Annotated in this window: 25 protein-coding genes; 15 read left to right on the forward strand and 10 right to left on the reverse strand. The window is 65.7% G+C overall.

Annotated elements, in window-relative coordinates; genetic code table 11:
• Positions 1-609 carry a lytic transglycosylase domain-containing protein gene (locus ACROUL_RS13695; RefSeq protein ID WP_431301311.1) on the reverse strand — a complete coding sequence of 203 codons (609 nt, stop codon included), beginning with the start codon at positions 607-609 and terminating at the stop codon, positions 1-3.
• A gap of 241 nt (positions 610-850) precedes the next feature.
• Here ACROUL_RS13695 and ssb point away from each other — a divergent pair, with 241 nt between their 5' ends.
• From ssb to ACROUL_RS13725, 6 genes are all read left to right on the forward strand, one after another.
• Positions 851-1,390: a single-stranded DNA-binding protein gene (ssb, locus tag ACROUL_RS13700; protein ID WP_431300021.1), complete on the forward strand. Its 540-nt coding sequence runs from the start codon at positions 851-853 to the stop codon at positions 1,388-1,390.
• 93 nt (positions 1,391-1,483) lie between these two features.
• Entirely contained in the window at positions 1,484-1,846 is a 363-nt protein-coding gene (locus tag ACROUL_RS13705; protein ID WP_431300022.1) for an SUF system Fe-S cluster assembly protein, read from the forward strand.
• Positions 1,847-1,909: 63 nt separating this feature from the next.
• Positions 1,910-2,269: a HesB/IscA family protein gene (locus ACROUL_RS13710; protein ID WP_431300023.1), complete on the forward strand. Its 360-nt coding sequence runs from the start codon at positions 1,910-1,912 to the stop codon at positions 2,267-2,269.
• A 133-nt stretch (positions 2,270-2,402) separates the two neighbouring features.
• Positions 2,403-3,143: a triose-phosphate isomerase gene (gene tpiA / locus ACROUL_RS13715; RefSeq protein ID WP_431300024.1), complete on the forward strand. Its 741-nt coding sequence runs from the start codon at positions 2,403-2,405 to the stop codon at positions 3,141-3,143.
• A 60-nt stretch (positions 3,144-3,203) separates the two neighbouring features.
• Positions 3,204-4,118 carry a DMT family transporter gene (locus tag ACROUL_RS13720; protein WP_431300025.1) on the forward strand — a complete coding sequence of 305 codons (915 nt, stop codon included), beginning with the start codon at positions 3,204-3,206 and terminating at the stop codon, positions 4,116-4,118.
• 1 nt (position 4,119) lies between these two features.
• Positions 4,120-5,289 carry a cytochrome P450 gene (locus ACROUL_RS13725; protein ID WP_431300026.1) on the forward strand — a complete coding sequence of 390 codons (1,170 nt, stop codon included), beginning with the start codon at positions 4,120-4,122 and terminating at the stop codon, positions 5,287-5,289.
• A gap of 6 nt (positions 5,290-5,295) precedes the next feature.
• On the opposite strand, the gene ACROUL_RS13730 is transcribed toward ACROUL_RS13725, so the two are convergent.
• On the reverse strand, positions 5,296-5,757 hold the full coding sequence (locus ACROUL_RS13730; protein ID WP_431300027.1) for an Lrp/AsnC family transcriptional regulator: 462 nt from the start codon (positions 5,755-5,757) through the stop codon (positions 5,296-5,298).
• Positions 5,758-5,892: 135 nt separating this feature from the next.
• Here ACROUL_RS13730 and cobA point away from each other — a divergent pair, with 135 nt between their 5' ends.
• The 6 genes from cobA (at position 5,893) to ACROUL_RS13760 (ending at position 10,688) form a co-directional block, all read left to right on the forward strand.
• A complete protein-coding gene (cobA, locus tag ACROUL_RS13735; protein ID WP_431300028.1) occupies positions 5,893-6,654 on the forward strand; it encodes a uroporphyrinogen-III C-methyltransferase in 762 nt (253 codons plus the stop codon).
• Entirely contained in the window at positions 6,651-6,956 is a 306-nt protein-coding gene (locus ACROUL_RS13740) for a DUF2849 domain-containing protein (protein WP_431300029.1), read from the forward strand. Before cobA ends, ACROUL_RS13740 begins: the two co-directional genes overlap by 4 nt.
• 4 nt (positions 6,957-6,960) lie before the next feature.
• The gene (locus tag ACROUL_RS13745; RefSeq protein ID WP_431300030.1) at positions 6,961-8,631 is read left to right on the forward strand and encodes a nitrite/sulfite reductase; all 1,671 of its coding nucleotides are present in this window, start codon (positions 6,961-6,963) and stop codon (positions 8,629-8,631) included.
• Positions 8,621-9,370: a phosphoadenylyl-sulfate reductase gene (locus ACROUL_RS13750; protein WP_431300031.1), complete on the forward strand. Its 750-nt coding sequence runs from the start codon at positions 8,621-8,623 to the stop codon at positions 9,368-9,370. Before ACROUL_RS13745 ends, ACROUL_RS13750 begins: the two co-directional genes overlap by 11 nt.
• A complete protein-coding gene (locus ACROUL_RS13755) occupies positions 9,367-9,774 on the forward strand; it encodes a DUF934 domain-containing protein (RefSeq protein WP_431300032.1) in 408 nt (135 codons plus the stop codon). The genes ACROUL_RS13750 and ACROUL_RS13755 overlap by 4 nt, the downstream gene beginning before the upstream one ends.
• An 80-nt stretch (positions 9,775-9,854) precedes the next feature.
• Positions 9,855-10,688, forward strand: coding sequence for a ferredoxin--NADP reductase (locus tag ACROUL_RS13760; RefSeq protein WP_431300033.1), 834 nt, complete (start codon positions 9,855-9,857; stop codon positions 10,686-10,688).
• 86 nt (positions 10,689-10,774) lie between these two features.
• Here ACROUL_RS13760 and ACROUL_RS13765 read toward each other — a convergent pair whose 3' ends face one another.
• Entirely contained in the window at positions 10,775-11,248 is a 474-nt protein-coding gene (locus ACROUL_RS13765) for a hypothetical protein (protein ID WP_431300034.1), read from the reverse strand.
• Positions 11,249-11,504: 256 nt separating this feature from the next.
• Here ACROUL_RS13765 and infC point away from each other — a divergent pair, with 256 nt between their 5' ends.
• Complete coding sequence (gene infC, locus ACROUL_RS13770; RefSeq protein WP_431301312.1) at positions 11,505-11,993, forward strand: translation initiation factor IF-3; 489 nt, start codon at positions 11,505-11,507, stop codon at positions 11,991-11,993.
• Between the two features lie 34 nt (positions 11,994-12,027).
• Here infC and ACROUL_RS13775 read toward each other — a convergent pair whose 3' ends face one another.
• The 7 genes from ACROUL_RS13775 to ACROUL_RS13805 all read right to left on the reverse strand — a co-directional run bounded on the left by ACROUL_RS13775 (position 12,028) and on the right by ACROUL_RS13805 (position 20,756).
• Positions 12,028-13,044 carry a molybdopterin-binding protein gene (locus ACROUL_RS13775; RefSeq protein ID WP_431300035.1) on the reverse strand — a complete coding sequence of 339 codons (1,017 nt, stop codon included), beginning with the start codon at positions 13,042-13,044 and terminating at the stop codon, positions 12,028-12,030.
• Entirely contained in the window at positions 13,044-14,033 is a 990-nt protein-coding gene (locus ACROUL_RS13780) for an XdhC family protein (RefSeq protein WP_431300036.1), read from the reverse strand. The genes ACROUL_RS13775 and ACROUL_RS13780 overlap by 1 nt, the downstream gene beginning before the upstream one ends.
• A 128-nt stretch (positions 14,034-14,161) precedes the next feature.
• Positions 14,162-16,543, reverse strand: a complete 2,382-nt coding sequence (locus tag ACROUL_RS13785; protein ID WP_431300037.1) for an OmpA family protein — start codon at positions 16,541-16,543, stop codon at positions 14,162-14,164.
• Positions 16,544-16,721: 178 nt separating this feature from the next.
• A complete protein-coding gene (locus ACROUL_RS13790) occupies positions 16,722-17,984 on the reverse strand; it encodes a vWA domain-containing protein (RefSeq protein ID WP_431300038.1) in 1,263 nt (420 codons plus the stop codon).
• Positions 17,974-18,828 (reverse strand): MBL fold metallo-hydrolase, encoded by an 855-nt coding sequence (locus ACROUL_RS13795; protein WP_431300039.1) that lies wholly within the window; start codon positions 18,826-18,828, stop codon positions 17,974-17,976. Before ACROUL_RS13795 ends, ACROUL_RS13790 begins: the two co-directional genes overlap by 11 nt.
• 78 nt (positions 18,829-18,906) lie before the next feature.
• Complete coding sequence (locus ACROUL_RS13800) at positions 18,907-19,818, reverse strand: AAA family ATPase (RefSeq protein ID WP_431300040.1); 912 nt, start codon at positions 19,816-19,818, stop codon at positions 18,907-18,909.
• Positions 19,815-20,756, reverse strand: coding sequence for a LysR substrate-binding domain-containing protein (locus ACROUL_RS13805; RefSeq protein WP_431300041.1), 942 nt, complete (start codon positions 20,754-20,756; stop codon positions 19,815-19,817). The genes ACROUL_RS13800 and ACROUL_RS13805 overlap by 4 nt, the downstream gene beginning before the upstream one ends.
• 91 nt (positions 20,757-20,847) lie before the next feature.
• Between ACROUL_RS13805 and ACROUL_RS13810 the strand changes: the two genes are divergently transcribed.
• The gene (locus tag ACROUL_RS13810) at positions 20,848-22,068 is read left to right on the forward strand and encodes an acyl-CoA dehydrogenase (RefSeq protein ID WP_431300042.1); all 1,221 of its coding nucleotides are present in this window, start codon (positions 20,848-20,850) and stop codon (positions 22,066-22,068) included.
• Between the two features lie 104 nt (positions 22,069-22,172).
• Positions 22,173-23,213 (forward strand): glycosyltransferase family 2 protein, encoded by a 1,041-nt coding sequence (locus tag ACROUL_RS13815; protein ID WP_431300043.1) that lies wholly within the window; start codon positions 22,173-22,175, stop codon positions 23,211-23,213.
• Positions 23,214-23,255 lie beyond the last annotated feature (42 nt).

Raw genomic sequence — 23,255 nt, forward strand, 5'->3', positions numbered from 1 at the left:
TCAGCCGAGGATCGCCGCGACGTAGGTTTCGGTTTCGGCAAAGGGCGGCACGCCTTCGTGCTGCTCAACCGCTCCGGGGCCGGCGTTGTAGGCCGCGAGCGCAAGTTTCCAGGTGCCGAACTGGTCGAACATCATGCGCAGATAGCGCGCGCCGCCATCGAGGTTGGCGTGCGGGTCGTTGATGTCGACCCCGAGGATCTGCGCTGTTTCAGGCATCAGTTGCGCAAGGCCGGTGGCACCCCTGACCGACACCGCGCCGGGATTCCAGCCGCTTTCCTGCTGCACAAGGCGCAGGAACAGGTCTTCGGGCACGCCGTGCTTGCGGGCGGCGGCGCGGGCGACGTCAAGGTATTCGCCCTTGTAGCTGCCGCGATAGCTGGGCAGGTCTTCCCCCGCGTCGGCGCCTTTCTTGCCCTTCGGCGTCAGACGAAGCGACCCGCTGTATTGCTTGGCGAGCTTGTCATCGAGAAGCTTCGATTGCGAACGGAAGACATCGGTGCGCGACTTGGTTGAAAGCGACAGATCAAGGCCCCCGGCCGATGCGGGAACAAGGGCAAGCAATTGGCCCGCCGCCACCACAGCCACGCTCAAGACCAGACGTCGCGCCATCATCCCCCCGTTCGCAGCCACAATTGCCGCCCGCAGCCGCCGAAAGCGGCCGAACGCCACGAACTATAGCGGCTTGGTGACGACTTTCCACCCCAGATAGCGCCGCGATCCGGGTGCGGCGGGAACTTGCCAACGGTTCCGGCGACGCCTTGGTTGCAGGGCGACGGCGGGATCGGTATAGAATTTTTGTTAACCAAGGCGCGGCATTCTGACCGGGCCAAAAGGAATCAGGGAGAGCGCCATGGCGGGGTCGGTCAACAAGGTCATCATCGTCGGAAATCTGGGTCGCGACCCGGAAGTTCGCAGCTTTCCCAACGGCGGCAAGGTGGTGAACCTGCGCATCGCCACCTCGGAAACCTGGCGCGACAAGGCCAGCGGCGAGCGCAAGGAGCGCACCGAATGGCATTCGGTCGCGATCTTCAACGAGCCACTGGGCAAGATTGCCGAGCAGTATCTGAAGAAGGGCTCCACCGTTTACATCGAAGGCCAGCTGGAAACCCGCAAGTGGCAGGACCAGTCGGGTGCAGACCGCTACACCACGGAAATCGTGGTGCGGCCCTATCGCGGCGAGCTGACGCTGCTTGGCGGTCGTGATGGCGGATCGGGCGGCGGCGGCGGCGGTGGCGGCTATGACGATCGCAGCGGCGGCGGTTACGACGATTACGGCTCGGGCCAGGGTGGCGGATCGGGCGGCGGGTCGGCTGGTGGATCGGGCGGGGGCCGAGGCGGCAGCGCGCCATCGGGTGGCCGGTCGGACATGGATGACGAGATCCCGTTCTGAGATCGGGCCGGCTTGGGCAAAGCTGGCACTGGACCCTGCGTCTGACATTCCCTATATAATCGCTCAACAACTCGGGCGATTGCAGGAAAAGCCATGACCTCCATGCCGGACCAGATCGAAGGCGCGCCGCTGATCAAGCCGTCGACCACGGACCATCCGCTTTATGACCAGGTCGTCGGCGCCTGCCGCACCGTGTTTGACCCGGAAATCCCGGTCAACATCTTTGACCTCGGGCTGGTCTACACGATAGAGATCGGGCCGGAGAACGAGGTCGACATCACCATGACCTTGACCGCCCCCGGCTGCCCGGTGGCGGGGGAAATGCCCGGCTGGGTTGCCGAAGCGGTCGAACCCCTGCCCGGCGTGAAGCAGGTTGACGTGCACATGACTTTCGACCCGCCGTGGGGCATGGACATGATGTCGGACGAGGCGAAACTTGAACTTGGGTTCATGTAGCCTACAGCCTTGAACGCAAGGCCGCCGCAGATTACCTTGAACGCAACAGAAGGACGTGTTGCCATGTTCGGAATTCCTGGAAAAGCCGCGGTCACCATGACCCCCGCCGCCCGCACCCAGATTGCGCGGCTGATGCAGAAGCAGGGCTCTTCGGGCCTGCGTATCGGCGTCAAGAAGGGTGGCTGCGCGGGGATGGAATACACGATGGACTACGTCGCTTCGGTCAACCCCTTGGACGAGGTGGTGGAACAGGACGGCGCGCGGGTGATGATCGCGCCGATGGCGCAGATGTTCCTGATTGGCACCGAGATTGACTATGAAACCGGCTTGCTGGAAGCCGGGTTCAAGTTTCGCAACCCGAACGTGGCGGAAGCCTGCGGCTGCGGCGAGTCGATCAAGTTCAAGGACCAGCCCGCCGCGTGACCGAAGGGGGCGTTCCGCCCCCTCGCCGTTCCGGCTCACCCCCTGAGGATATTTGGCGAAGGGGAAAGCCTTGGGGCTTTTCGTTCCGGTATCGAGGCGCTAGGTCTGGGCGACCGCAGCGGGGAGACGGACAATGCAGAAGCTGGCAGCCGGAAACTGGAAGATGAACGGCACGTCAGCCGCGTTGGCCGAGGTGGCGGCGCTGATCGCCGCTCACCCCGCCCCCAAATGCGAGATGCTGCTGTGCCCGCCCGCAACGCTGGTGGCGCAGATGGCATGGGCGGCCAAGGGGTCGGCCTTGCGGGTGGGCGGGCAGGATTGCCACCCTGCGGCGTCTGGCGCGCATACCGGAGATATCTCGGCAGCGATGCTGAAGGACGCGGGCGCAAGCCATGTGATCCTCGGCCATTCCGAGCGGCGCACCGATCATGGCGAGACGGACGCGTTGGTGAAGGCCAAGGCGGCGGCGGCCATCGCGGCGGATCTGGTGGCCATAGTCTGCATCGGCGAGACCGAGGCCGAGCGCGATGCCGGGCGCACGCTTGACGTGATCGGCAGCCAGTTGGACGGTTCGCTGCCGGAAGGCGCCACGGCGGCGACCACGGTGATCGCCTATGAGCCGGTCTGGGCCATCGGCACCGGGCGGACGCCCACCCTGGCCGAGATTGCCGAGGTACACGCCTTCATCCGCGCGCGTCTGGTGAAACGCATCGGGGCGGAGGCGTCGGGCGTTCGGCTGCTGTATGGCGGGTCGGTGAAGCCGTCGAATGCGGTTGAGATTTTCGCGGTGCCTAACGTCGATGGCGCACTGGTCGGCGGGGCGAGCCTGAAGGCGGCGGATTTCGGTGCGATCGTGGCCGCGCTTGCGCCCTGACGACACCGGTTTGTCGCGGGCGGGCCTGCGGCAGATAGCCTCTCATCCTAGAACGATTGCATGACCATGATCGCCACGGCCCCGGGCCGCTCGCTGCTTATCGCCAATCTTATCTGCCTTGCCTCGATGGTAATCTGGGCCTCGGGTCTGCCTGCGGCTGACCTGATCGTGCCGCACATGCCGCCTTTGGCGCTGACAGCGGCGCGGGCGATTCTGGCGGCGGCGGTGCTGGTGCCGATCTGGTGGGCGGTCGAGGGCACGGTCGCGCTGCGCGGGGCCGATTGGCTGCGCGGGGCGTGGGTTGGGTTCGTGACGCTGGGGCTGGCCTCGGTGACGGTGATCATCGCGCTGACGCTGACCGATGCGGTGACGGTGGCGATTGTCACGGCGGTGATGCCGGTGGCGGGGATCGCGCTGGAATGCGTGGCGGACCGCCGGCCGTTCACGCGGGCGGTGGCAATCGGATTGCTGTTGTCGGTTGCGGGCGGGCTGGTGGCGCTGGCGGGCAACATGGGGGCCATCGACTTTGGCCTTGGCGCCTTGGCGGCGCTGGCGTCGGTTCTGTTCTACACTTGGGGATCGCGCGAGACGGTAAAGGCCTTGCCGAACCTGACATCGCTTGGCCGCAGTGCGGTTACGGTGGGTGGTGCTGCGGTCGTGATGCTGGTGGTGGCGCTGGGGGATGGTGTTGCGCGGGACGCCTGGCCCGATTGGAGCGCCATCGGGCCGCGGGAGTTCATGGGGCTGGCGATCTTTGGTATCGGCTCGATGGCGGTAAGCCAGCTGTTGTGGATCATCTCGGTCGGGCGGATCGGGATCGGGGCGGCGAGCCTGCACATGAACGCGGTTCCGTTTTACGTTATGCTGATGGTGTTCCTTTTGGGCGGTGCGTGGAACTGGTGGCAGACGGCGGGCGCGGTGATCGTGGTGGCGGGCGCGCTGATCGCGCAGGGGCTGCTGCCGGTTCGGAGGTAACATGGAACGGCTTTCGCAATCCCCGACAGAGCCGGGTTTCGTGCAGGACCCCTACCCGTTCTATGAACGCGCGCGGGCGCTGGGGCCGTTTTTTCACTGGGTCGACTATGATCTGGCCTGCACCGGCAACGCGGCCGCGGTGAACGCGATCTTCCGCGACCGCCGCTTTGGGCGCGAGGCGCCAGAGCCGCTGCCGATCCCGCCGCATCTGGCGCCGTTCTACGCAGTCGAAGCGCATTCGATGCTGGAACTGGAACCACCCCGCCACACGCGGTTGCGAAGTCTGGTGCTGCGCGCCTTTACCTCGCGACGGATCGCGGCGCTGGAGCCGGAGATTTCAGGGCTGAGCCATGAGTTGATCGACCGCTTTCCCGCAGGGCCATTCGACCTGTTGCAGGCGTTCGGGCAGCCCCTGCCGGTGATCATCATCGCTCGGCTCTTGGGCGTGCCGGAGGCGATGGCTCCGGAATTGCTGCGTTGGTCGAACGCGATGGTGGGCATGTATCAGGCGCGGCGGACGCCGACGATGGAAGCGGCGGCCGTGGCGGCAACGGAAGCCTTTGTCGCCTTTCTGACCGGCTATATCGACGAGCGGCGGGCCCGGCCTGCCGATGACCTGATCACCAGCCTGATCGCCGCCGAAATGGAGGGCGAACGGCTGTCGACAGACGAGCTGATCTCGACCTGCATCCTTTTACTGAACGCGGGCCACGAGGCGACGGTGCACACCATCGGCAACGGGGTGAAGACGCTGCTGGAAACGGCGGCCACGGCGGCCTTGCTGGGCGACCCCGGGGCGGCGGTGGAAGAAGTGCTGCGCTTTGACCCGGCGCTACACATGTTCACGCGCTGGGTTTACGAGGACGTGGAGGTGATGGGCCACACCTTCCATCGCGGTGACAGGGTCGGCCTGCTGCTGGCTGCGGCGAACCGCGACCCGGGAATGTGGGAGGAGCCGGGGCGGTTTCTGCCCGACCGGCGGGTGAAGCCACATGCGAGCTTCGGGGCGGGGCTGCATTTCTGCGTCGGTGCGCCACTGGCGCGACTGGAGTTGCAGGTGGCGCTGCCGATCCTGCTCCAGAGGTTGCCGGGCCTGCGGCTGGTGGAGCCGCCGCGCTATGGCGACGTTTACCATTTCCACGGGCTGACGCGGCTGATGGTCGAGGCGTGAGCCAGCCTACAGCGGCAGCACCGTCGTCGACTTGATCTCTTCCATGCTGAGAAGGGCGGTCACGTTGTAGATGCGGACCTCGGAGATCAGCGCCTGATAGAAGGTGTCGTAGGCGCGGGCGTTCTTGACGCGGACCTTCAGGATATAGTCGATGTCGCCGGCCAACCGGTGCGCCTCCAGCACTTCGGGGCGTTCGCGGAGCGCCTTCAGGAACTTGCGCTGCCATTCCGCCTCGTGTTCCGAGGTGCGGATCAGGACGAAGAAACACGCCTCCAGACCAAGCGCCTCGGCATCGAGGATGGCCGTGGTGCGGGTAATGACGCCCTGTTCCTTCATCCGCCTGATCCGGTTCCAGACCGGGGTCTTCGACGAGCCGACCTTGCGCGCGATTTCGTCCAGCGACTGCTCGGCATCGGCTTGCAGTTCGGACAGGATTTTCCGATCCAGATCGTCGAGTTGGGCCGCCATTCACCTGATCCTTCACCTGACGGAACGCTGTTCCAAACGCGCTGAGTATCGGAACGAACGTCCTTATCTGCAAGGGCCACTACCGCAAAGCTGGGAAAATCTTCTATATTGAGGGACTGAAAACGGGAATTTGCCATGCCTGACGCCTTTGCATCCTTTCCGGTCCTGTTCGTTGGCGCTGGCCCCGGCGCGGCGGAGCTTCTGACGCTGGGTGCGCTCAAGGCGCTGACCGAGGCCGAGGTGGTGATCCTTGACCGGCTGGTCGGGGCAGAGGTGCTGGCGTTGATCCCGCCGCATGTGCAGCGGGTTGATGTGGGCAAGGAGGGCTTTGGGCCGTCTACCCCGCAGGCCACGATCTGCGACCTGATCGTGAGCCACGCGCGGAAGGGTGCCCGCGTGGTGCGCCTGAAGGGCGGCGATTGCGGGATTTTCGGGCGGCTGGACGAGGAAATCGAGGCGCTGGAGGCGGCGGGGATCGGGTTTCAGATCGTTCCCGGCCTGACGGCGGCCAGCGTGGCTGCGGCGCGCATTGGGCAAAGCCTGACGCGTCGGGGGCGCAATGCAAGCCTGCGTATCCTGACCGGGCATGACATGGCGGGCTTTGCCGAACAGGACTGGCGCGGTCTGGCACGCGCCGGTGAAGTCGCGGCGATCTACATGGGCAAAGCCTCGGCCCGGTTCATCCAAGGTAGGCTGATGATGCACGGTGCGCCGCCGGATACTGCAGTGACCGTGGTGGAGAATGTGTCACGCGACGACGAGCGTGTGACCGGCACCACGCTTGCCACCTTGACGCAGGCTGTCGCGGGTGCGACTGGCCCTGCAATCATTCTTTATGGTCTGGCACCGCGCCTTGCCGTAGCCACCCTGCCCCAGTTGAAAGAGGCCTTCGCATGAGCCGCCGTTTTACCCCGAAGGTCGTGACCGCCAACCGTCTGCGCGAAGGCGATGTGGTCTACCTGACCACCGATGATCGCTGGTCGCCCTTGCACCACGAGGCCGAGTTGATCGACGACGAGGCCCATGCGCAGATGCGCCTGCTGCATGCGGCGGCGCAGAAGCTGGTCGTGGTCGGCGCCTATCTGGCCGATGCCAAGCCGGGCGCGAAGGGCCCGGAGCCAACGCATTTCCGCGAGGCGTTTCGCACGCGCGGCCCGTCGAACTATAACCACGGCAAGCAAGCCGATCTGGCAGGGTAAGCGCATGTATTCGTATTCCGATTTCGACGAGGCCTTCGTCCGCGCGCGCGTGGCCCAGTTCACCGATCAGGTGGAGCGTCGGCTTGACGGCAGCCTGACGGAAGATGAATTCCGCCCCTTGCGCCTGATGAACGGGCTTTATCTGCAACTGCATGCCTACATGCTGCGGATCGCCATTCCCTACGGCACGGTTTCCCCGCGCCAGATGCGCCAGTTGGCGATGATCGCCGACACTTGGGACAAGGGCTATGGCCACTTTACCACGCGCCAGAATATCCAGTTCAACTGGCCGAAGCTGCCCGACGTTCCGGCGATCCTGCAGGCCTTGGCCGATGTCGAGATGCACGCAATCCAGACCAGTGGAAACTGCGTGCGCAACGTCACGGCGGATCATTTCGCAGGCGCCGCGGCAGACGAGATCGACGACCCCCGCCCCTATGCGGAACTCCTCCGCCAGTGGTCGACCGACCACCCGGAATTCCAGTTCCTGCCGCGCAAGTTCAAGATCGCCATCACCGGAAGCCCGAATGACCGCGCGGTGACGCGGGCGCATGACATCGGCCTGCGGATGGTGCGCAATGCGGCAGGCGAGCCGGGGTTCGAGGTGATGGTGGGCGGCGGTCTGGGCCGCACGCCGATGATCGGCATCACGGTGCGCGAGTTCCTGCCGGAAGCCGACCTTTTGCCCTATGTCGAGGCTGTGCTGAGCGTCTACAACACGCTTGGCCGGCGCGACAACAAGTACAAGGCGCGCATCAAGATCACGGTGCACGAGACCGGCGCCGAGGAGATCACCCGCATGGTCGAGGAACGGTTCGCCGAACTGCGCCCTGCCTTCGGGGGCGCCGATCAGGCGCTTCTGGACGATATCCGCGCGGCGTTTGCACCGCCCGCCTTCCGCAATGCGCCAGTTGATGGCTTCGATGCCTTCTACAAGGCCGACCCGGTGTTCCGCGCCTGGGCCGATACAAACCTGTCGGAACACCGCAACGCGCAATATGCGATCGTGACGATCAGTCTGAAGGCGCATGGCGCGACGCCGGGCGACGCGACGTCCGACCAGATGCGGTTGATGGCCGATCTAGCGGAAAAGTATGGCCACAACGACCTGCGCATCAGCCACGAGCAGAACGTGATCCTGCCGCATGTCCACAAATCCGACCTGCCCACCGTTCACGCCGCCTTGGCGCAGGCGGGGCTTGGCACGGCGAATGTCGGGCTTCTGTCCGACATCATCGCCTGCCCCGGCATGGATTATTGCAGCCTTGCCACCGCGCGCTCCATCCCCGTGGCGCAAGAGTTGGCGACGCATTTCGAAGAGCTCAAGCTGGAACACGAGATCGGGCCGCTGAAGATCAAGATCTCGGGCTGCATCAATGCTTGCGGGCATCACCACGTGGGCCATATCGGCATTCTGGGCTTGGACCGCGCGGGCGTGGAGAATTATCAGATCACGCTGGGCGGCGACGGCACGGAAACCGCGGTGATCGGGGAAAAGACCGGGCCCGGCTTTGCTTATGACGAGATCGTCCCCGCGATCGAACGTATCCTGCGCGCCTATCTGGGCCTGCGGTTGGAGGCGTCGGAAACCTTCCTGCAAGCCTATCGCCGGGTCGGGCTGGGTCCGTTCAAAGCGGCGCTCTACGGCTCGGAAGGCGAAAAAGATGCCGCGTGATCTGCACTCCGGCCCGGTGGCGGAGCGGGTGGCGGCGCTGAACGCGCGCTACAAGCACCACTCGGCCACGGCGGTGCTGGAACATGCGCTGAAGGACGATGATCTGGGGCGCGTGGCGCTGGTGTCTTCGTTCGGGGCGGAATCGGTGGTGCTGCTGCATCTGGTCAGCGTGATCGCACCCGAAACACCGGTGCTTTTCGTCGATACCCGGATGCTGTTTCAAGAGACGCTGGATTATCAGCGCGACCTCGCCGAACGGCTGGCGCTGTGCGACATCCGCACGATCCGCGCCAACCCGGCACGCGTGGGGTTTGAAGACCCCGACGGCACGCTGCACCAGTTTTCGACCGATGCCTGCTGCAACGTGCGCAAGGTGGAGCCGCTGGAACGCGCGCTGTCGACCTTCGATGGTTGGATCACCGGCCGCAAGCGGTTTCAGAATTCCGACCGTGGCACGATCGACTTCTTTGAAAACGAAGGCGATTTCCGCATCAAGGTGAACCCCTTGGCACACTGGGGCCGCGAGGACCTTGAGGAATACATGGTGGAAAACCGCCTGCCCCGGCACCCGCTGGTCGCCAAGGGCTATCCTTCGATCGGCTGTGCGCCTTGCACCAGCGCGGTGAAGCCGGGGGAAGACCCGCGTGCCGGGCGCTGGCGCGGGCAGGCGAAAACCGAATGCGGCATCCATTTTATCGACGGCAAGGCCGTGAGAACCCCGAAGGAGAGCGCCGCATGAGCGTGATCGTGACCGACGCTGGCTTTCGTCTCGCACCCGAGGAGGTGACGGCTGTCACCCTGGCCGATGTGGCCGCGCATCAGGGCGTGCTGGACCTTGCCCATACCGATGATCCCGAGGCGGTGGCACCATATCTGGCCAACCTGACGCTGATCCGGGTGTCGTTTCCGGCGTTCAATGACGGGCGCGCCTTCACGGTCGCGCGGCGGCTGCGGATGCTGGGCTACCGGGGCGAGTTGCGCGCGACGGGGCCAGTGATCGCGGACCAGTATGCGATGGCGCGGCGCGTCGGCTTTGACGCGGTGGAAATCCCCGACGAGCTGGCAGCCCGCCAACCCGAGGACCAGTGGAAGTTCCGCGCCGACTGGCGCCAGCATGACTACCAGTCCCGGCTGCGCGCCTGAGCGACGCCTGCATTTCACCCATGCGCCGCGCGCCGGGCTTTCCCCCCGCGCGGCTTTTGTCTTAAGAGAGGGTCGTCCCCATGACGGAGCTTTCCCCAGTGACCACGCCCGCCACCGAAGCCGCCGCGAAACCACACCTGCCTGACGCCCAGACGGTGACGGCCGTGACCCATTGGACCGACCGGCTGTTTTCGTTCCGCGTGACGCGGCCAAAATCGTTGCGCTTTCGGTCGGGCGAGTTCGTGATGATCGGGCTTCTGGGCGACAACGGCAAACCCTTGCTGCGCGCCTATTCCATTGCCTCGCCGGCATGGGACGAGGAGTTGGAGTTCTATTCGATCAAGGTGCCGGATGGGCCGCTGACAAGCCGTTTGCAGCATATCAAGGTTGGCGACGAGATCATCCTGCGGCCCAAACCCGTCGGCACGCTGGTGCATGACGCGTTGTTGCCGGGAAGCCGGCTGTGGTTTCTGGCCACCGGCACCGGACTTGCGCCCTTCGCCAGCCTGATGCGCGAGCCGGAGACCTATGAGAAATACGATCAGGTCATCATGATGCACACGTGCCGCGAGGTGTCAGAGCTTGAGTATGGCCGGCAGCTGGTCGAGAGCCTGAAGGACGACCCGCTGATCGGCGACATGGTCGGCGACAAGCTGAAGTACTACCCGACCACCACGCGCGAGCCGTTTCACCACATGGGTCGGATCACCGACAACCTGACCAGCGGCAAGGTCTTCGCCGACCTTGGCCTTGCGCCGATGGACCCGGACGAAGATCGCGCGATGGTCTGTGGCAGCCTTGCCTTCAACCATGATGTCAAGGCGGTGCTGGAAGGGTTCGGGCTGCGCGAGGGGGCAAATTCCGAGCCTCTGGAATACGTTGTGGAAAAGGCCTTCGTCGGCGACGGCATCTGACGCGGCCGAACTGTCTGGCCGTCGGAAAATGAAAAAGGCCGCGAGAGATTGTTCTCGCGGCCTTTTGTCTTGCCCGAAGGGGCGGCTTACATGCCCAGTGCGGTCTTGACCTGAGCCACGGTGTCGGCAACCAGCGCGGGGTTCGCGCGGGCAGCTTCGACGGCGGTCTTGAGGGTGGTCTTGGTCGCGTCGTCCAGGGACGAGCCGTCGATCAGCGCGACAACGCTGTCAGCGTTGAAGTTGGCCGGGTCAAGCGCCGCAGCGGCGTCGGTCACAGCAGTTGCAGCACCTTCGACAGCGTCGGTCGCGGCAGTGGCGGCTTCGGTCGCAGCAGCGGCAGCTTCTGCGGCAGCAGCCTCGGCGGCGGCGGCCTCGGCAGCAGCGGCTTCGGCAGCGGCGGCTTCAGCGGCAGCAGCTTCGGCAGCAGCAGCGTCGGCAGCGGCTTTGGCCTCGGCTTCAGCCTGTGCGGCAGCTTCCTGCGCGGGCTTGTAGCTGAATTGATAATACCCGCCAGCGGCCAGCAGGATGATGATGGCGCCAATGATGACGTTTCTGTTCATGTGATATACTCCCATAACCGGAGGGTCCGGATGCGCGGTCATATGGCAGTTTGGCTTCCGGTTGAAAAGACCGCTGCGTTAAATCGGCTGAAAAACCCCGGTTTGTCGCGGAATCAGCCTCATTCCGCGGCGGTTGGCGGTTGAAGTGGCGCGGTCAGGGGTCTAGATTGCCGCCGCAACAGACAACAACCGAAGGACGCTTGCCATAGCCCGCAGACCGCACAATGCCCCGCCCCAGCGCGAAACCGGACCCCGGATCAATGACCGCATCCGGTCGCCGGAGATCCGCCTGATCGGCGCGGATGGTGAAAACGTAGGCGTTGTTACCCCGGCCCGGGCCATGGCCCTTGCCGAAGAGGCGGGGCTGGACCTCGTCGAAATATCGCCCAATGCTGAACCGCCGGTTTGCAAGATCATGGACTTCGGCAAGTTCAAGTATGAGACGCAGAAGCGCGAGGCCGAGGCGCGCAAGAAGCAGAAGATCATCGAGATCAAGGAAATCAAATTCCGTCCGGGCACCGACACGCATGACTATGACGTGAAGATGCGGTCGGTGGTGAAGTTCCTGGAAGAAGGCGACAAGGTGAAGGTCACCCTGCGCTTCCGCGGCCGCGAGATGGCGCACCAGGACCTGGGGCTGGAATTGTTGCGCCGCGTCGAGGAAGACGTGGCCGCGATCGGCAAGATCGAATCCTTCCCGCGGCTGGAAGGCCGCCAGATGGTGATGATGATCGGACCGAAGTGACGGTCTGACCTGCAGGACAATCTGAAAGCCGGGCCTACGCCCGGCTTTTGTCTTTTGGCTCGCGCGCTTGTGGCCGGGTCGGGATTTCCTTCAAAAGGCCGCCCACCCCCATCGCGGCAATCTCTTCGTCCCCGACCGTCAGGCCACAGGCCAGCCGTTCCAGCACCCAGTCGGCACCGTTCAAGGCCGGGCTGCGGGCGCAGCCGGGAAGGCCGATCACCGGGCGGTCGCCAAGCTGGCCCACGAACAGAAGGTTCCCGGGATCGACCGGCATGCCGAAGCGGGTGACGGTGCCACCCGCCCGGCGCAAACCTTCTGGCGCGGTGTCGAAAAGATCGGAGGTGGCCGAGCCGGTGAGGATAAGCAGCATCTCGCCCGTCGCGGCGCGGAGCGCATTGGCGACGGCGGCGGTCTGGTGCGCAACCGTGACCGTCTGGACCAGCGCCATGCCTAAGGCTGAAAGACGCGCCTCGACCGCCTTTGCGCCTTTGGCGGCAAGCTTGGCGTCCATGCCCGGCACTTCGGTCAGGATCAGGCTGGCGGTGCGGCGACGGACCGGCAGGACGCGGATGGCTGACCGCGCTACATTGCACGCCTGGGTCAGGGCGGCGGCGGGCACGGCATATGCAATGATCTTCACGGTGCCGGTCAGCACCCCAGCCGTCACGCGGGTCAGCGGGGCCAGCGTCGCCAGGGTGATGGCGGGGTGGATGCGGTTGAGGGCGTGGATTGCAGCGGCGTCGACATCTGCCAGCCCCGGCCCCGTGGCGTTGAGGTTGACGCGGCCGGTGAAGGCGGCCGACACCGCAAGCCCCTGACCCGCCGGATCGGGCACCAGCGCCGCCGCAAGCCGTGCGGCGGCTTCATCCTCGGGTACGTCGTCGGGATCAAGACGTGCGACCGTCACTTCGGCCAGACCGGCGGCGGCAAGGCGGGCGATATCGGCGCTGCCAAGCACCATCCCCTTGCGCAACCGCCCATCCGCTAGCGGCACCGAATGGGCAAGGATCGCACCCTCTGCCTGATCCAGAGGCACCTGACCGAAGCGCATCAGAGCCTCAGCGCGGCGGTGATCTGGGCCATGATGCTGACCGCGATTTCCGCAGGGGTCTTTGCCCCGATGGCAAGGCCCACGGGTGCGGCGATGCGGCCAATCTCGGCTTCGGAAAAGCCGGCGGCGATCAGCCGGTCTACGCGCTTGGCGTGGGTTTTCTTCGACCCAAGCGCGCCGATGTAGAACACCGGGGCGCGCAGGGCGAAACGCAGGGCGGGATCGTCAAGCTTTGGGTCGTGGGTCAGGGTGACGATGGCCGTGCGGGCGTCGGGGGCGAGCGTGTCCAGCGCGTCATCGGGCCAATCGTCGAGGATCGTCTCGCCGGGGAATCGCGCGTCCGAGCCGAAGGCCGCGCGCGGGTCGATCAGGGTGGTCGCGTAGCCGCAGGTGTGGGCAATGGAAACGAGGGGCTGGGCGATATGTACGGCCCCGACCACGATCAGGCGCAAGGGCGGGTTATGCACGGCGATGAAGCGACCGTCCTCCTCCATTCCGGAACGGTCGGATTTCAGGCGGGCGTCGACGGCGGCATCCCCCCCGGCAGGGATCAGGTTGCGCGCCCAGCTGTTGGTGTCGGTCACCAGCGCCACGGCGCGTGGCTGGGCACGGGCGGTAACAAGGTCGGCCAGCAGCGGCGCGGGAAGCGCCTGATCGCCCTCGCCCACGGGTTCCACCAGCACACGGATCGTGCCGCCACACGCAAGGCCGACGGCGAAGGCGGTCTCGTCGCTGACGCCAAAGGTCAGGATGCGCGGGCGGCGGTCGGCCAACGCCTCGATCGCCTCGGTCACCACCGCGCCCTCGACGCAGCCGCCCGAGACCGAGCCCATCATCTCGCCGTCGCCCGATACCACCAGTTGGCTGCCCGCTTGACGCGGGGCCGATCCCCAGGTTTCGACGACTGTCGCAAGTGCCGCCCCCCTGCCGTCGCGGTGCCAGCCAAGGGCGATTTCGGGAATGCTGTCATGGACGGCGCGGTTGGTCATTGCGGGGGCCTTTCGTTGGCGGTGAGGATAGGCTTGCCGCCCCTGCCCTTGCCAGAAGATTCCGCACAAATGGGACGGGGCGCGGGATTGCTCCCACGCCCCGTATTTTGGATGAAGCCTGTGCCGGTTTAGCGGCTCGCGGTGCGCATGAGCGGGCTGATGACCCGCACCTCGACCCGGCGGTTGCGCGGCTCATTGGCTTGGGTATCAACCAGAAGTTCGGTTTCGCCGTAGCCCTGGATCACCATGTTTTCCGGCGGAATGTCGAAGTATTCCGTCAGCGCCCGCGCCACCGATTCTGCACGACGGTCAGACAGCGCGAGGTTCATCGCGGCCTTGCCGGTAGCGTCGGTGTGGCCTTCCACAAGGAAGATCTCGGCCGGGTTTTCATCCAGCAAGTCCTGCATCACCCGGCCAAGGTCAGCCAGATTGCGCGCCTCTTCGGCCGCGATTGCAGACGACCCGCTGGCAAAAGTGATGCTTTCGACGTCGATCGTGGCCGCAAGCGCCCGAACCTCGGGAATGTCGCGGATCTGGCGGAGTGAGAACTTGCGCCCGGCGCGGTCGGCTTCGACGGCGGCAAGCTCCAGTTTCAAGGCAGCGTCGTCGTCCTTGGACGAGATCACGATGCGCTTGCGCGGCTTCGGCAGATCCTCGACATAAACGACTTCTTCGGCGGCAAGATCGTCGATCAGCACCATCTCGCGGCCTTGGCTGTCGTATTGCGCGCGGCGCAGGACGCGGCCGGTTGCATTTCGGATCGTTACAACCTGCGTGCCGTCGGCGCGTTCCACGATCGTGCGGGTAGATCCGTCTGCGTAGGTTTCAGTGCGCACGGTCGACCCCGGCTGGCGGATGATCGAATCGTCATCCTTCAGCACGCGGTAGGTGCCGTCAGGTTGCAGCACGATCACGCGGTCCCCGGTGTTGGAGACGACACGCCCGCCGCCAACCCCATCGACCGGGCCTTCGTTCACGACCTGACCGCCATCAGCCGGCGGCTGGGCCGCACGGATCAGCGCCCCGACTGTCAGTGCGCCAAGCACCACAAGCCCCGCCTTTTCAAGATCGGACAGCTTGTTCTTCTTGCCTTCCGACACGGCGACCGGCGCCGCTGCAAATTCTTCGCCCGAGGTGCGGACGTTTTCGTTGGTCAGTACTTCGGTGACGGCGCTGATGGCATCGGCAGGCGCTTCGGTTTCCAGAAGCGATTTGCCTTCAACCGGAGCCGGCTGTTCGGCCAAGGTCTCGGCAGCGCCAAGGGTTGCCGGATTGACTGTCGTCGGATCTGCAGACAGGAGGTTGGTCAATGTCTCGACCTGCGTTTCGGTCACCTCGGGTGCGTCAACCGGTTCGGCCTCGGCAACCGCAGGGTCTTCCGGAGCGGTGGCCAAACCTGCGGCGGGATCAACGACCTGGCCATCTTCGGTAACCGCAAGCTCTGCTTCGGCTTCCGACAAAGCGGCGGCGTCTGCGGCAGCGGCGGCTTCGGGATCAGCCGGTGCTGCTTCGACACCAGCTTCAGCTTCGGTCGCGGGTGCTTCCACAGCCGGTTCTTCCACAGCCGGTTCTTCGACCGCAGGCTCTTCGGCCGCAGGCTCTTCGGCGACTGGTGCTTCGGCTGCGGGTGCTTCAACGACAGGCTCTTCGGCTGCCGGTTGTTCGGTTGCGGGCTCTTCGGCCACAGGCGCTTCTGCGGCGGGTTCTTCCACTGCCGGTTCTTCCGCCACAGGTTGCTCGGCGGCAGGCTCTTCAACCGCAGGCTCTTCGACCGCAGGCTGTTCGGCCGTCGGTTCTTCGACGGCGGGCTCTTCGAGCACAGGCTCTTCGGCTGCCGGTTCTTCGACGGCAGGCTCTTCAACCACAGGTGCTTCGGCCGCGGGTTGCTCTTCCACTGCAGGCTGCTCTGCTGCGGGTTCTTCAGCCGGGGCCTGTTCGGCCGCGCCAGCGGCAGCTTCGGCTTCGACTTGCGCAGCGGCGGCAGCGGCGGCTTCTTCCTCGGCTGCCGTGGCGGCGGCTTCGGCTTCGGCCTGGACCTTAGCCTGGGCATCGGCCTCGGCGGCAGCGGCATCGGCGGCGGCCTGGGCTTCAGCGGCGGCGGCGGCGGCTGCTTCGGCTTCGGCCTGGGCGTTGGCATCGGCTTCGGCGGCTGCTGCTGCCTCGGCGGCGGCCTTGGACTGCGCCTCTGCCTCGGCGGCGGCGGCGGCGGCGGCTTCGGCCTGCTGGGCCTCTACGGCTGCGGCTTCGGTTGCGGCCGCTGCGGCAGCGGCGGCTTCGGCGGCGGCGGCTTCTGCTTCGGCAGTGGCAGCCTTGGCAGCCTCGGCCTCGACAAGAGCAGCGGTGATTGCGTCAATATCGCACGGCAGGTCGGCGGTCGGGATGCAGAGCACCGAACCATCCGGCCCCAGAACCGATCCGTCTTCGGCAAGCGTCTGGGCAAAACCCGGAAGCGTTGCCATGGGCGACATGGCCACGGACAGCGCCGTTGTGGAAATCAATAGTCTTCTCATGACAAATCCTCTTCTGCCAGACCATGCACAACGCCCAATGATTCGCATCGGTTCCGCGGCAGGCCTTTCTCGGCCCCGACGAAAGCGCCCCTTCGCGATGATAAGCGATATCACGGCGGCGAAAGGCGATAGCGCAGGGTTACAGCTCGCTTAGCATCCAGCGTGCGGGATTGGCCAGTCAGGCAGCCCCGATCAGCGCCATGAGGCGCGCCTTTTCGCCGGTGTCGCCGGGATCGGATATCGCACGGCCAAGCTCTTCGAGCGAGGCGACGGAATGGCTGGCACGAAAGCTGTCGACATGGGGCAACATGGCGCGGATGCCGCTGGCCTTTGGGGCAAAGCCGGTCCAGCGCAACAGCGGATTGAGCCAGATCAGGCGGCGGCAGGACAGGTGCAGGCGCTGCATCTCGGCGGCCAGCGCGCCGGTCGGATCGCGGTCAAGCCCGTCGGTGATAAGCAGGATAACCGCCCCCTGCCCCAGCACGCGGCGCGACCAATCGCGGTTGAAGGCATGCAGGCTGGCCCCGATGCGGGTGCCGCCAGACCAATCCTGCGCCTCGGCCCCGGCGGCGTTGAGGGCGGCATCGACATCGCGGGTCTTGAGGTGGCGGGTGATGTTGGTCAGCCGGGTGCCAAAGGTGAAGGCGTGGACGCGCGCCCAGCCCTGGCCTTTGCGGTTGGCGACGGCGTGGACAAAGTGAAGGACCATGCGGGAATAATCCGACATCGAGCCCGAGATGTCGCACAGCACGACAAGGTTCGGCCATCGGGTGACCGGGGCCTTGCGCGCAAGCCGCGTGATCTCGCCGCCATGGCGGAGCGACAGGCGGAGGGTCTGGCGCAGGTCGATCGCGGGGCCGGACAAGGCCGCACGGCTGCGGCGGGTGACAAGCGGTTTCACCGGCAGCGACAGGCGGGCGAGCATGCGCTTGGCATCGGCCATCTCGGCCACGGACATCAGCTCGAAATCGAGGGTGCGGAGCCGTTCTTCGGCCGACATGGTGGCGGTGGCGTCGATTTCGATTTCGTCGTCCGCTGGCGCGTCGGTCTGTGGCGCGGGGGGCGGAGTGGTGCCGTCCAGCAGCGCCTCGGCGGCGCGGCGTTCGGCGGGGGCGGCGGGGCGGTCTTCCTGCACGCCGCGGATCTGCGGCAAAAGCATCGACATCATGTGTTCAAGATAGCGCGGATCGCGCCAGAACAGGCGGAACACCTCGCGGAACACGCGGCGTTCCTCGGGGCGGCTGACGAGGCAGGCTTGCAGCACGTGGTAGAAATCGGTGCGGTCGGTGAAGCCAGCGGCTTCGACCGCGCGGATCGTGTCGACGACGCGGCCGGGGCCGATGGGCAGGCCAGCCTTGCGCAGCGCCCGGGCGAAATGGGTGATGTTGTGGGCAAGCTTGCCGTCTTCGGGCAGATCGAGGGGCGCGTAGTCAGTGGCCATGCGCGCGGACCCGGGCAAGGTTCAGGCGGTGGATGCCCTCGTAGGGCGCAAACCAGGTGAGGTTGCGGGCAGCAAGGTCGGCGGCGATCAGGTCGTGCAGCGGCGTGTCGGAGGGGCTTGTGAGGTGGGTGACGTAGCGGATGGTGGCGTCGATCAGGCCGGGGCCGTAGCCGCCCGATGCGATCACGTCAGGGTCGCCGTGGCAGGGCAGGATGTGGCGGGGCTGAAGCGCCTTGAGGCGGGCGAGATCGGCAAGGTGGGCTGCGAGGTGGTCGGGTTCCGCGACGTAGGTCACGGTATCCTCGACCGTGTCGCCGGCAAGGAGGATGCGGCTGCCCGGGAGCCAGAGGACGGTCGCGTCGTCGGAATGGATGTTTACGTGGATGAGGTCGATCCGGGTCGGGCCGAGGGTGAGGGTCAGGCGGTCGTCATAGGTGGTGGTGGGCAGGATCAGGGGGCGGATCGGCGGCCAGCGCGTTTCGGATTCCAGATCGGCCCGGTTCGCGGTAAGGTGCGCTGCGGTGCGGGTGGAAGCGATGATGTGGGCATCCGCAAAGGCTTCGGTGCCGGCGATATGGTCGCGGTGCCAGTGGCTGAGGATGACGCCGAAGGTGCGGACGCCGAGAGTTTCGAGATGCGCGCGGATCGCCCGCCCGTGCGCAAGGGTGGTGCCGGTATCGTAGACGATGGCCTGATCGTCATGGACAAGCGCGTAACTGGCTATTCCCAGCGACAATGCGCCGTCATCCACCCAATTGTCCCGCGGATCGAAACGATAGCCGGGGATGCGGCCATCGTAGAAGGCGAGAATGCCGGGGTGCGGGGTGAAGATTCGCAGATGCATGGCGGGCCTTCGGCTTGGGCGCTGGCGCCGGGGGCTGTCTGCCCCCGGACCCCCGAGGATATTTCGAGACAGATGAAATCAGGCAGGCAGCACGTCGCGGCGCACGGTGTCGAGCAGGCGGGCGGCCTCGGAGCCTTGCAGTTTCTGGATGTCATCTTGATATTTCAGGATGGCGCCCAGCGTGTCGGAGATGACTTCGGGCGAAAGCTGCACGACGTCGAGGGCGAGGAGGCATTTCGCCCAGTCGATGGTTTCGGCCACGCCGGGGCGCTTGAACAGGTCTTCGCGGCGCAGGGCTTGCACGAACGCCACCACCTCGCGGCTGAGGCTTTCGCTCGCCTCGGGGGCGCGGGCGTGGAGGATCGCAAGCTCGCGGGCGAAATCGGGGAAATCGACCCAGTGGTAGAGACAGCGGCGTTTCAGCGCGTCGTGCACCTCGCGCGTGCGGTTGGAGGTGAGGATCACGATCGGCGGTTCGGGGGCACGGATGGTGCCGAGTTCCGGGATGGTGACCTGAAAATCGGAGAGAGCCTCCAGCAGGAAGGCTTCGAAGGGTTCGTCGGTGCGGTCCAACTCGTCGATCAGAAGGACCGGGGCGCCGCCGGGTTGCGGGCGCATGGCGGCCAGAAGCGGGCGTTCGATCAGATAGTCTTCGGTGAAAAGTTCGGTCCTCAGCGCGTCGCGGTCGCCTGCCCCGGTCGCCTCGGCGGTGCGGATCGCGATCATCTGGGCGGCGAAGTTCCATTCGGCCACGGCGGAAGACGCATCGAGGCCTTCGTAGCATTGCAAGCGGATCAGGCGGCGGCCAAGACCGGTGGCGATGGCCTTGGCGATCTCGGTCTTGCCGACGCCGGCCTCGCCTTCGAGAAACAGCGGCCGGCCGAGTTTGAGGGAAAGGAACACCACTGTCGCAAGGGCGCGCGAGGCGACGTAGTTCTGCCCGGCAAGCAGGGTTTCGACGGCGTCGATGGACGTGGGGTTCGCGGTCACGGCGTGCTCCGGTCTGGTGATGCATGCTTGGCTGCGGTGCCGGGTGCGGTCAAGGCGGCATCTTTGGCTTCGGCGCAGGCCCATGTGCGGAACGAGGTGAGCGGGCCGCGGGGCGGGCGGTTCTGCGGCCAGACGAGGTGGTAGCTGCCCAAAGCCGGGATCGACGGGCCGAAGATCGGGATGAGGCGGCCTTCGGCAAGTTCGCGCTGGATCAGGAAGGTGGGGATCAGGGCAAGGCCGAGGCCGTGCACCGCGCCTTGGGTCAGGGTGGCGAACTGGTCGAACATCATGCCGGGCGGGCGCTGGCCGGGCAGCCCGTGGTGCGCAAGCCAGCGGCCCCAGTCGCCGGGGCGACTTTGCATCTGGAGGAGCGGGTGGGCGAGGATGTCGTCGGGGCGCGCAAGGGGGCCGGTGAGAGATGGGGCGGCGACGGCGAGGATGTCTTCGTCCATGAGTTTCAGGTAATCGACGCCGGGCCAATCCTGCCGGCCATAGTGGATGGCCGCGTCAAAGCCCGAGCCTTCGAATTCGAAGGGGCGCAGGCGGGTGGAGAGGTTCACCGTGACCTCGGGATGCGCTCGGGCGAAGGAGGCGAGACGCGGGGCGAGCCAGTGCATGCCGAAGGCGGGCAGGATGGCAAGGTTCAGGCTGCCGCCGGTGGGGTTGGCGCGCAGGGTGAGCGAGGCGGAGGCCAGCGTTTCAAGGGCGCGGCGGACTTCGACCACATAATCCTCGGCCGCCGGAGTGAGGCGCAGGCGCTGCCGGTCGCGGTTGAGGAGCGTGACGCCAAGCTGGTCTTCCAGCGCCTTCAGCGCGCGGCTGATGGCGCCTTGGGTCAGGGCCAGTTCTTCCGCTGCGGCGGAGGCGGTGCCGAGGCGGGCGACAGACTCCAGCGCCATCAGCGAGGCGATGGAGGGCAGGTAACGGCGGGGGAGCATTATGAGGTTTCCTCATGAACCTGCGACAGGGTTTCGATAGAACGGACGCGCGTTTCGTGCAATCCTTTCGGGAAGAATGATGGAGATTGCCATGCTGGACGCACCGAAGTTGAAATCGAAGGACGCACCTGATCTGGGGCGATTCGACTGGGAAGACCCCTTCCGGCTGGAGGACCAGCTGACCGAAGAGGAGCGGATGCTGCGCGACGGGGCGCGGGCCTATGCGCAGGAAAAGCTGCAGCCGCGCGTGGTGGCGGCCTACCGGGAGGAAACGACCGACCCCGGCATCTTCCGCGAGATGGGGGAAATGGGCCTTCTGGGCGTGACGGTGCCAGAGGAATACGGCGGGCTGGGGGCCAGCTATGTCGCCTACGGGCTGGTGGCGCGGGAAGTGGAGCGGGTCGACAGTGGCTATCGCAGCATGATGAGCGTGCAGTCGAGCCTGGTGATGTATCCGATCTACGCCTATGGCACCGAGGCGCAGCGGGTGAAGTTTCTACCGAAACTGGCCAGTGGGGAATGGATCGGCTGTTTCGGCCTGACCGAACCGGATGCTGGTTCTGACCCGGCGGGAATGAAGACGACGGCGAAGAAGACCGCAACGGGCTATGTTTTGAATGGCGCGAAGATGTGGATTTCGAACGCGCCGATCGCGGATGTGTTCGTGGTCTGGGCCAAGTCCGAGGCGCATGGCGGCAAGATCAAGGGCTTCGTGCTGGAGAAGGGTATGAAGGGCCTTTCGGCGCCGAAGGTCGGCGGCAAGCTGTCGCTGCGCGCCTCGATCACCGGCGAGATCGTGATGAAGGACGTGGCGGTGGGTGAGGACGCGCTCTTGCCGTTCGTCGAAGGGCTGAAAGGGCCGTTCGGCTGCCTGAACCGGGCGCGGTATGGCATCAGCTGGGGCGTGATGGGGGCGGCGGAGTTCTGCATGCATGCGGCCCGGCAATACGGGCTGGATCGCAAGCAGTTCGGCAAGCCCTTGGCGCAGACGCAGCTCTTTCAGTTGAAGCTGGCCAACATGATGACCGAGATTTCGCTGGGCCTGCAGGGCAGCTTGCGCGTCGGGCGGCTCCTTGATGAGGCGAATGCGGCGCCCGAGATGATTTCCATCGTCAAGCGCAACAACTGCGGCAAAGCGCTGGACGCTGCCCGCTGGGCGCGGGACATGCACGGAGGCAACGGCATCCAGGAAGATTTCCAGGTGATGCGCCACATGGTGAACCTGGAAACGGTCAACACCTATGAAGGCACGCATGACGTGCACGCGTTGATCCTGGGCCGCGCAATCACCGGACTGCAGGCGTTTTTCTGATTTGGCCCGCTGGCGCCGGTCGTGCTAACCCGTGATCGGCGCATGGGTTGGGGCGTCGGAGCCTCCGGCGGGGATATTTTGGGACAGATGAAACGGGCGCGGCAATGCGGGTGACGGCCGTGCTGACGGTCAGGAACGAGGCGTCGTTCCTGCTGGAGTGGCTGGCGCATCACCGGGCCTGCGGGTTTACCGATTTTCTGGTGTTTTCAAACGATTGCACCGATGGCACCGACGCGATGCTGGACCGGCTGGAGGCGATGGGCTGGCTGACCCATGTCAGGAATGACGGGCCGCACAAGGAAGGGCCGCAATGGGCTGCGTTGAAGCTGGCCGACCGGCATCCTCTGGTGCGGGGCGCGGACTGGGTCTTGTATTTTGACATTGATGAATTCGTGAACATCCATGTCGGCGGGCGGACGGTCGGCGACCTGCTGGCCGCCCTGCCCGACGCCACCGCAATCACGCTGACCTGGCGCTTTTTCGGCAACGCCGGGGTGGTAGGGTATGAGGATCATCCTGTCACCCAGACCTTCACCAAGGCCGCACCTGCGGTGCTGCACTGGCCGTGGCGGGCGGCGCTGTTCAAGACGCTTTACCGCAATGATGGCAGCTATGGCCGGCTTGGCGTTCACCGGCCACGCAACCCTGACCCTGCGCGCCTGCCCGATCAGCGGTGGTATGACGGATCGGGGCGACGGTTGCCCGCGCTCTTTCACCGCGAGCGGATATTCTCGGACCTCGGGCGCGACAATTTCCGTCTGGTGCAGCTGAACCATTACGCGCTGGGGACGATGGAAGGCTTCGTGGTGAAATGCGACCGGGGCAGCGTCTTTCCCGGCGTGACCGGGCTGAACATGGACTACTGGGTGGAGCGCAATTTCTGCGACGTGGAGGACGGTTCGGTGCTGGCTCTGGACAGCCGCGCCGACCGTCAGGCGCTGCTGGCGGACCCGGTTCTGGGCCCTCTGCACACGGCGGCGGTGGCGTGGCGAAAAGCGCGTTTTCTGACGCTGATGGGCGAAGAATCATGGCGCAGTCTGTTCGGCCGAATGCTGATGACACCCCCGACACGGGCGATCAGCGCCGAGGAGGCGCGGCTGGTCTGGCGGCACGCAATCCGGCAAATACCACCTGCGGATGAATAACTCTACCTCCGCGCGAGACGCTGCGACTGCACGAAACAATGG

It is taken from the genome of Tabrizicola sp. BL-A-41-H6 (genome assembly GCF_050632395.1).
In the GTDB taxonomy this organism is placed as follows: Bacteria; Pseudomonadota; Alphaproteobacteria; order Rhodobacterales; family Rhodobacteraceae; genus JAUYQR01.

Excerpts from the sequence above, each read along its gene's own strand:
- ACROUL_RS13805 (WP_431300041.1), bottom strand. The coding sequence starts at position 20,756 with ATGCTCCCCCGCCGTTACCTGCCCTCCATCGCCTCGCTGATGGCGCTG.
- ACROUL_RS13705 (WP_431300022.1), top strand. The coding sequence starts at position 1,484 with ATGACCTCCATGCCGGACCAGATCGAAGGCGCGCCGCTGATCAAGCCG.
- ACROUL_RS13745 (WP_431300030.1), top strand. The coding sequence starts at position 6,961 with ATGTATTCGTATTCCGATTTCGACGAGGCCTTCGTCCGCGCGCGCGTG.
- ACROUL_RS13765 (WP_431300034.1), bottom strand. The coding sequence starts at position 11,248 with ATGAACAGAAACGTCATCATTGGCGCCATCATCATCCTGCTGGCCGCT.
- ACROUL_RS13815 (WP_431300043.1), top strand. The coding sequence starts at position 22,173 with ATGCGGGTGACGGCCGTGCTGACGGTCAGGAACGAGGCGTCGTTCCTG.
- ACROUL_RS13785 (WP_431300037.1), bottom strand. The coding sequence starts at position 16,543 with ATGAGAAGACTATTGATTTCCACAACGGCGCTGTCCGTGGCCATGTCG.
- ACROUL_RS13750 (WP_431300031.1), top strand. The coding sequence starts at position 8,621 with ATGCCGCGTGATCTGCACTCCGGCCCGGTGGCGGAGCGGGTGGCGGCG.
- cobA (WP_431300028.1), top strand. The coding sequence starts at position 5,893 with ATGCCTGACGCCTTTGCATCCTTTCCGGTCCTGTTCGTTGGCGCTGGC.
- ssb (WP_431300021.1), top strand. The coding sequence starts at position 851 with ATGGCGGGGTCGGTCAACAAGGTCATCATCGTCGGAAATCTGGGTCGC.
- ACROUL_RS13810 (WP_431300042.1), top strand. The coding sequence starts at position 20,848 with ATGCTGGACGCACCGAAGTTGAAATCGAAGGACGCACCTGATCTGGGG.
- ACROUL_RS13795 (WP_431300039.1), bottom strand. The coding sequence starts at position 18,828 with ATGCATCTGCGAATCTTCACCCCGCACCCCGGCATTCTCGCCTTCTAC.
- ACROUL_RS13775 (WP_431300035.1), bottom strand. The coding sequence starts at position 13,044 with ATGCGCTTCGGTCAGGTGCCTCTGGATCAGGCAGAGGGTGCGATCCTT.
- ACROUL_RS13695 (WP_431301311.1), bottom strand. The coding sequence starts at position 609 with ATGGCGCGACGTCTGGTCTTGAGCGTGGCTGTGGTGGCGGCGGGCCAA.
- ACROUL_RS13730 (WP_431300027.1), bottom strand. The coding sequence starts at position 5,757 with ATGGCGGCCCAACTCGACGATCTGGATCGGAAAATCCTGTCCGAACTG.
- ACROUL_RS13710 (WP_431300023.1), top strand. The coding sequence starts at position 1,910 with ATGTTCGGAATTCCTGGAAAAGCCGCGGTCACCATGACCCCCGCCGCC.
- ACROUL_RS13760 (WP_431300033.1), top strand. The coding sequence starts at position 9,855 with ATGACGGAGCTTTCCCCAGTGACCACGCCCGCCACCGAAGCCGCCGCG.
- tpiA (WP_431300024.1), top strand. The coding sequence starts at position 2,403 with ATGCAGAAGCTGGCAGCCGGAAACTGGAAGATGAACGGCACGTCAGCC.
- ACROUL_RS13725 (WP_431300026.1), top strand. The coding sequence starts at position 4,120 with ATGGAACGGCTTTCGCAATCCCCGACAGAGCCGGGTTTCGTGCAGGAC.
- ACROUL_RS13755 (WP_431300032.1), top strand. The coding sequence starts at position 9,367 with ATGAGCGTGATCGTGACCGACGCTGGCTTTCGTCTCGCACCCGAGGAG.
- ACROUL_RS13780 (WP_431300036.1), bottom strand. The coding sequence starts at position 14,033 with ATGACCAACCGCGCCGTCCATGACAGCATTCCCGAAATCGCCCTTGGC.
- ACROUL_RS13720 (WP_431300025.1), top strand. The coding sequence starts at position 3,204 with ATGACCATGATCGCCACGGCCCCGGGCCGCTCGCTGCTTATCGCCAAT.
- ACROUL_RS13790 (WP_431300038.1), bottom strand. The coding sequence starts at position 17,984 with ATGGCCACTGACTACGCGCCCCTCGATCTGCCCGAAGACGGCAAGCTT.
- ACROUL_RS13740 (WP_431300029.1), top strand. The coding sequence starts at position 6,651 with ATGAGCCGCCGTTTTACCCCGAAGGTCGTGACCGCCAACCGTCTGCGC.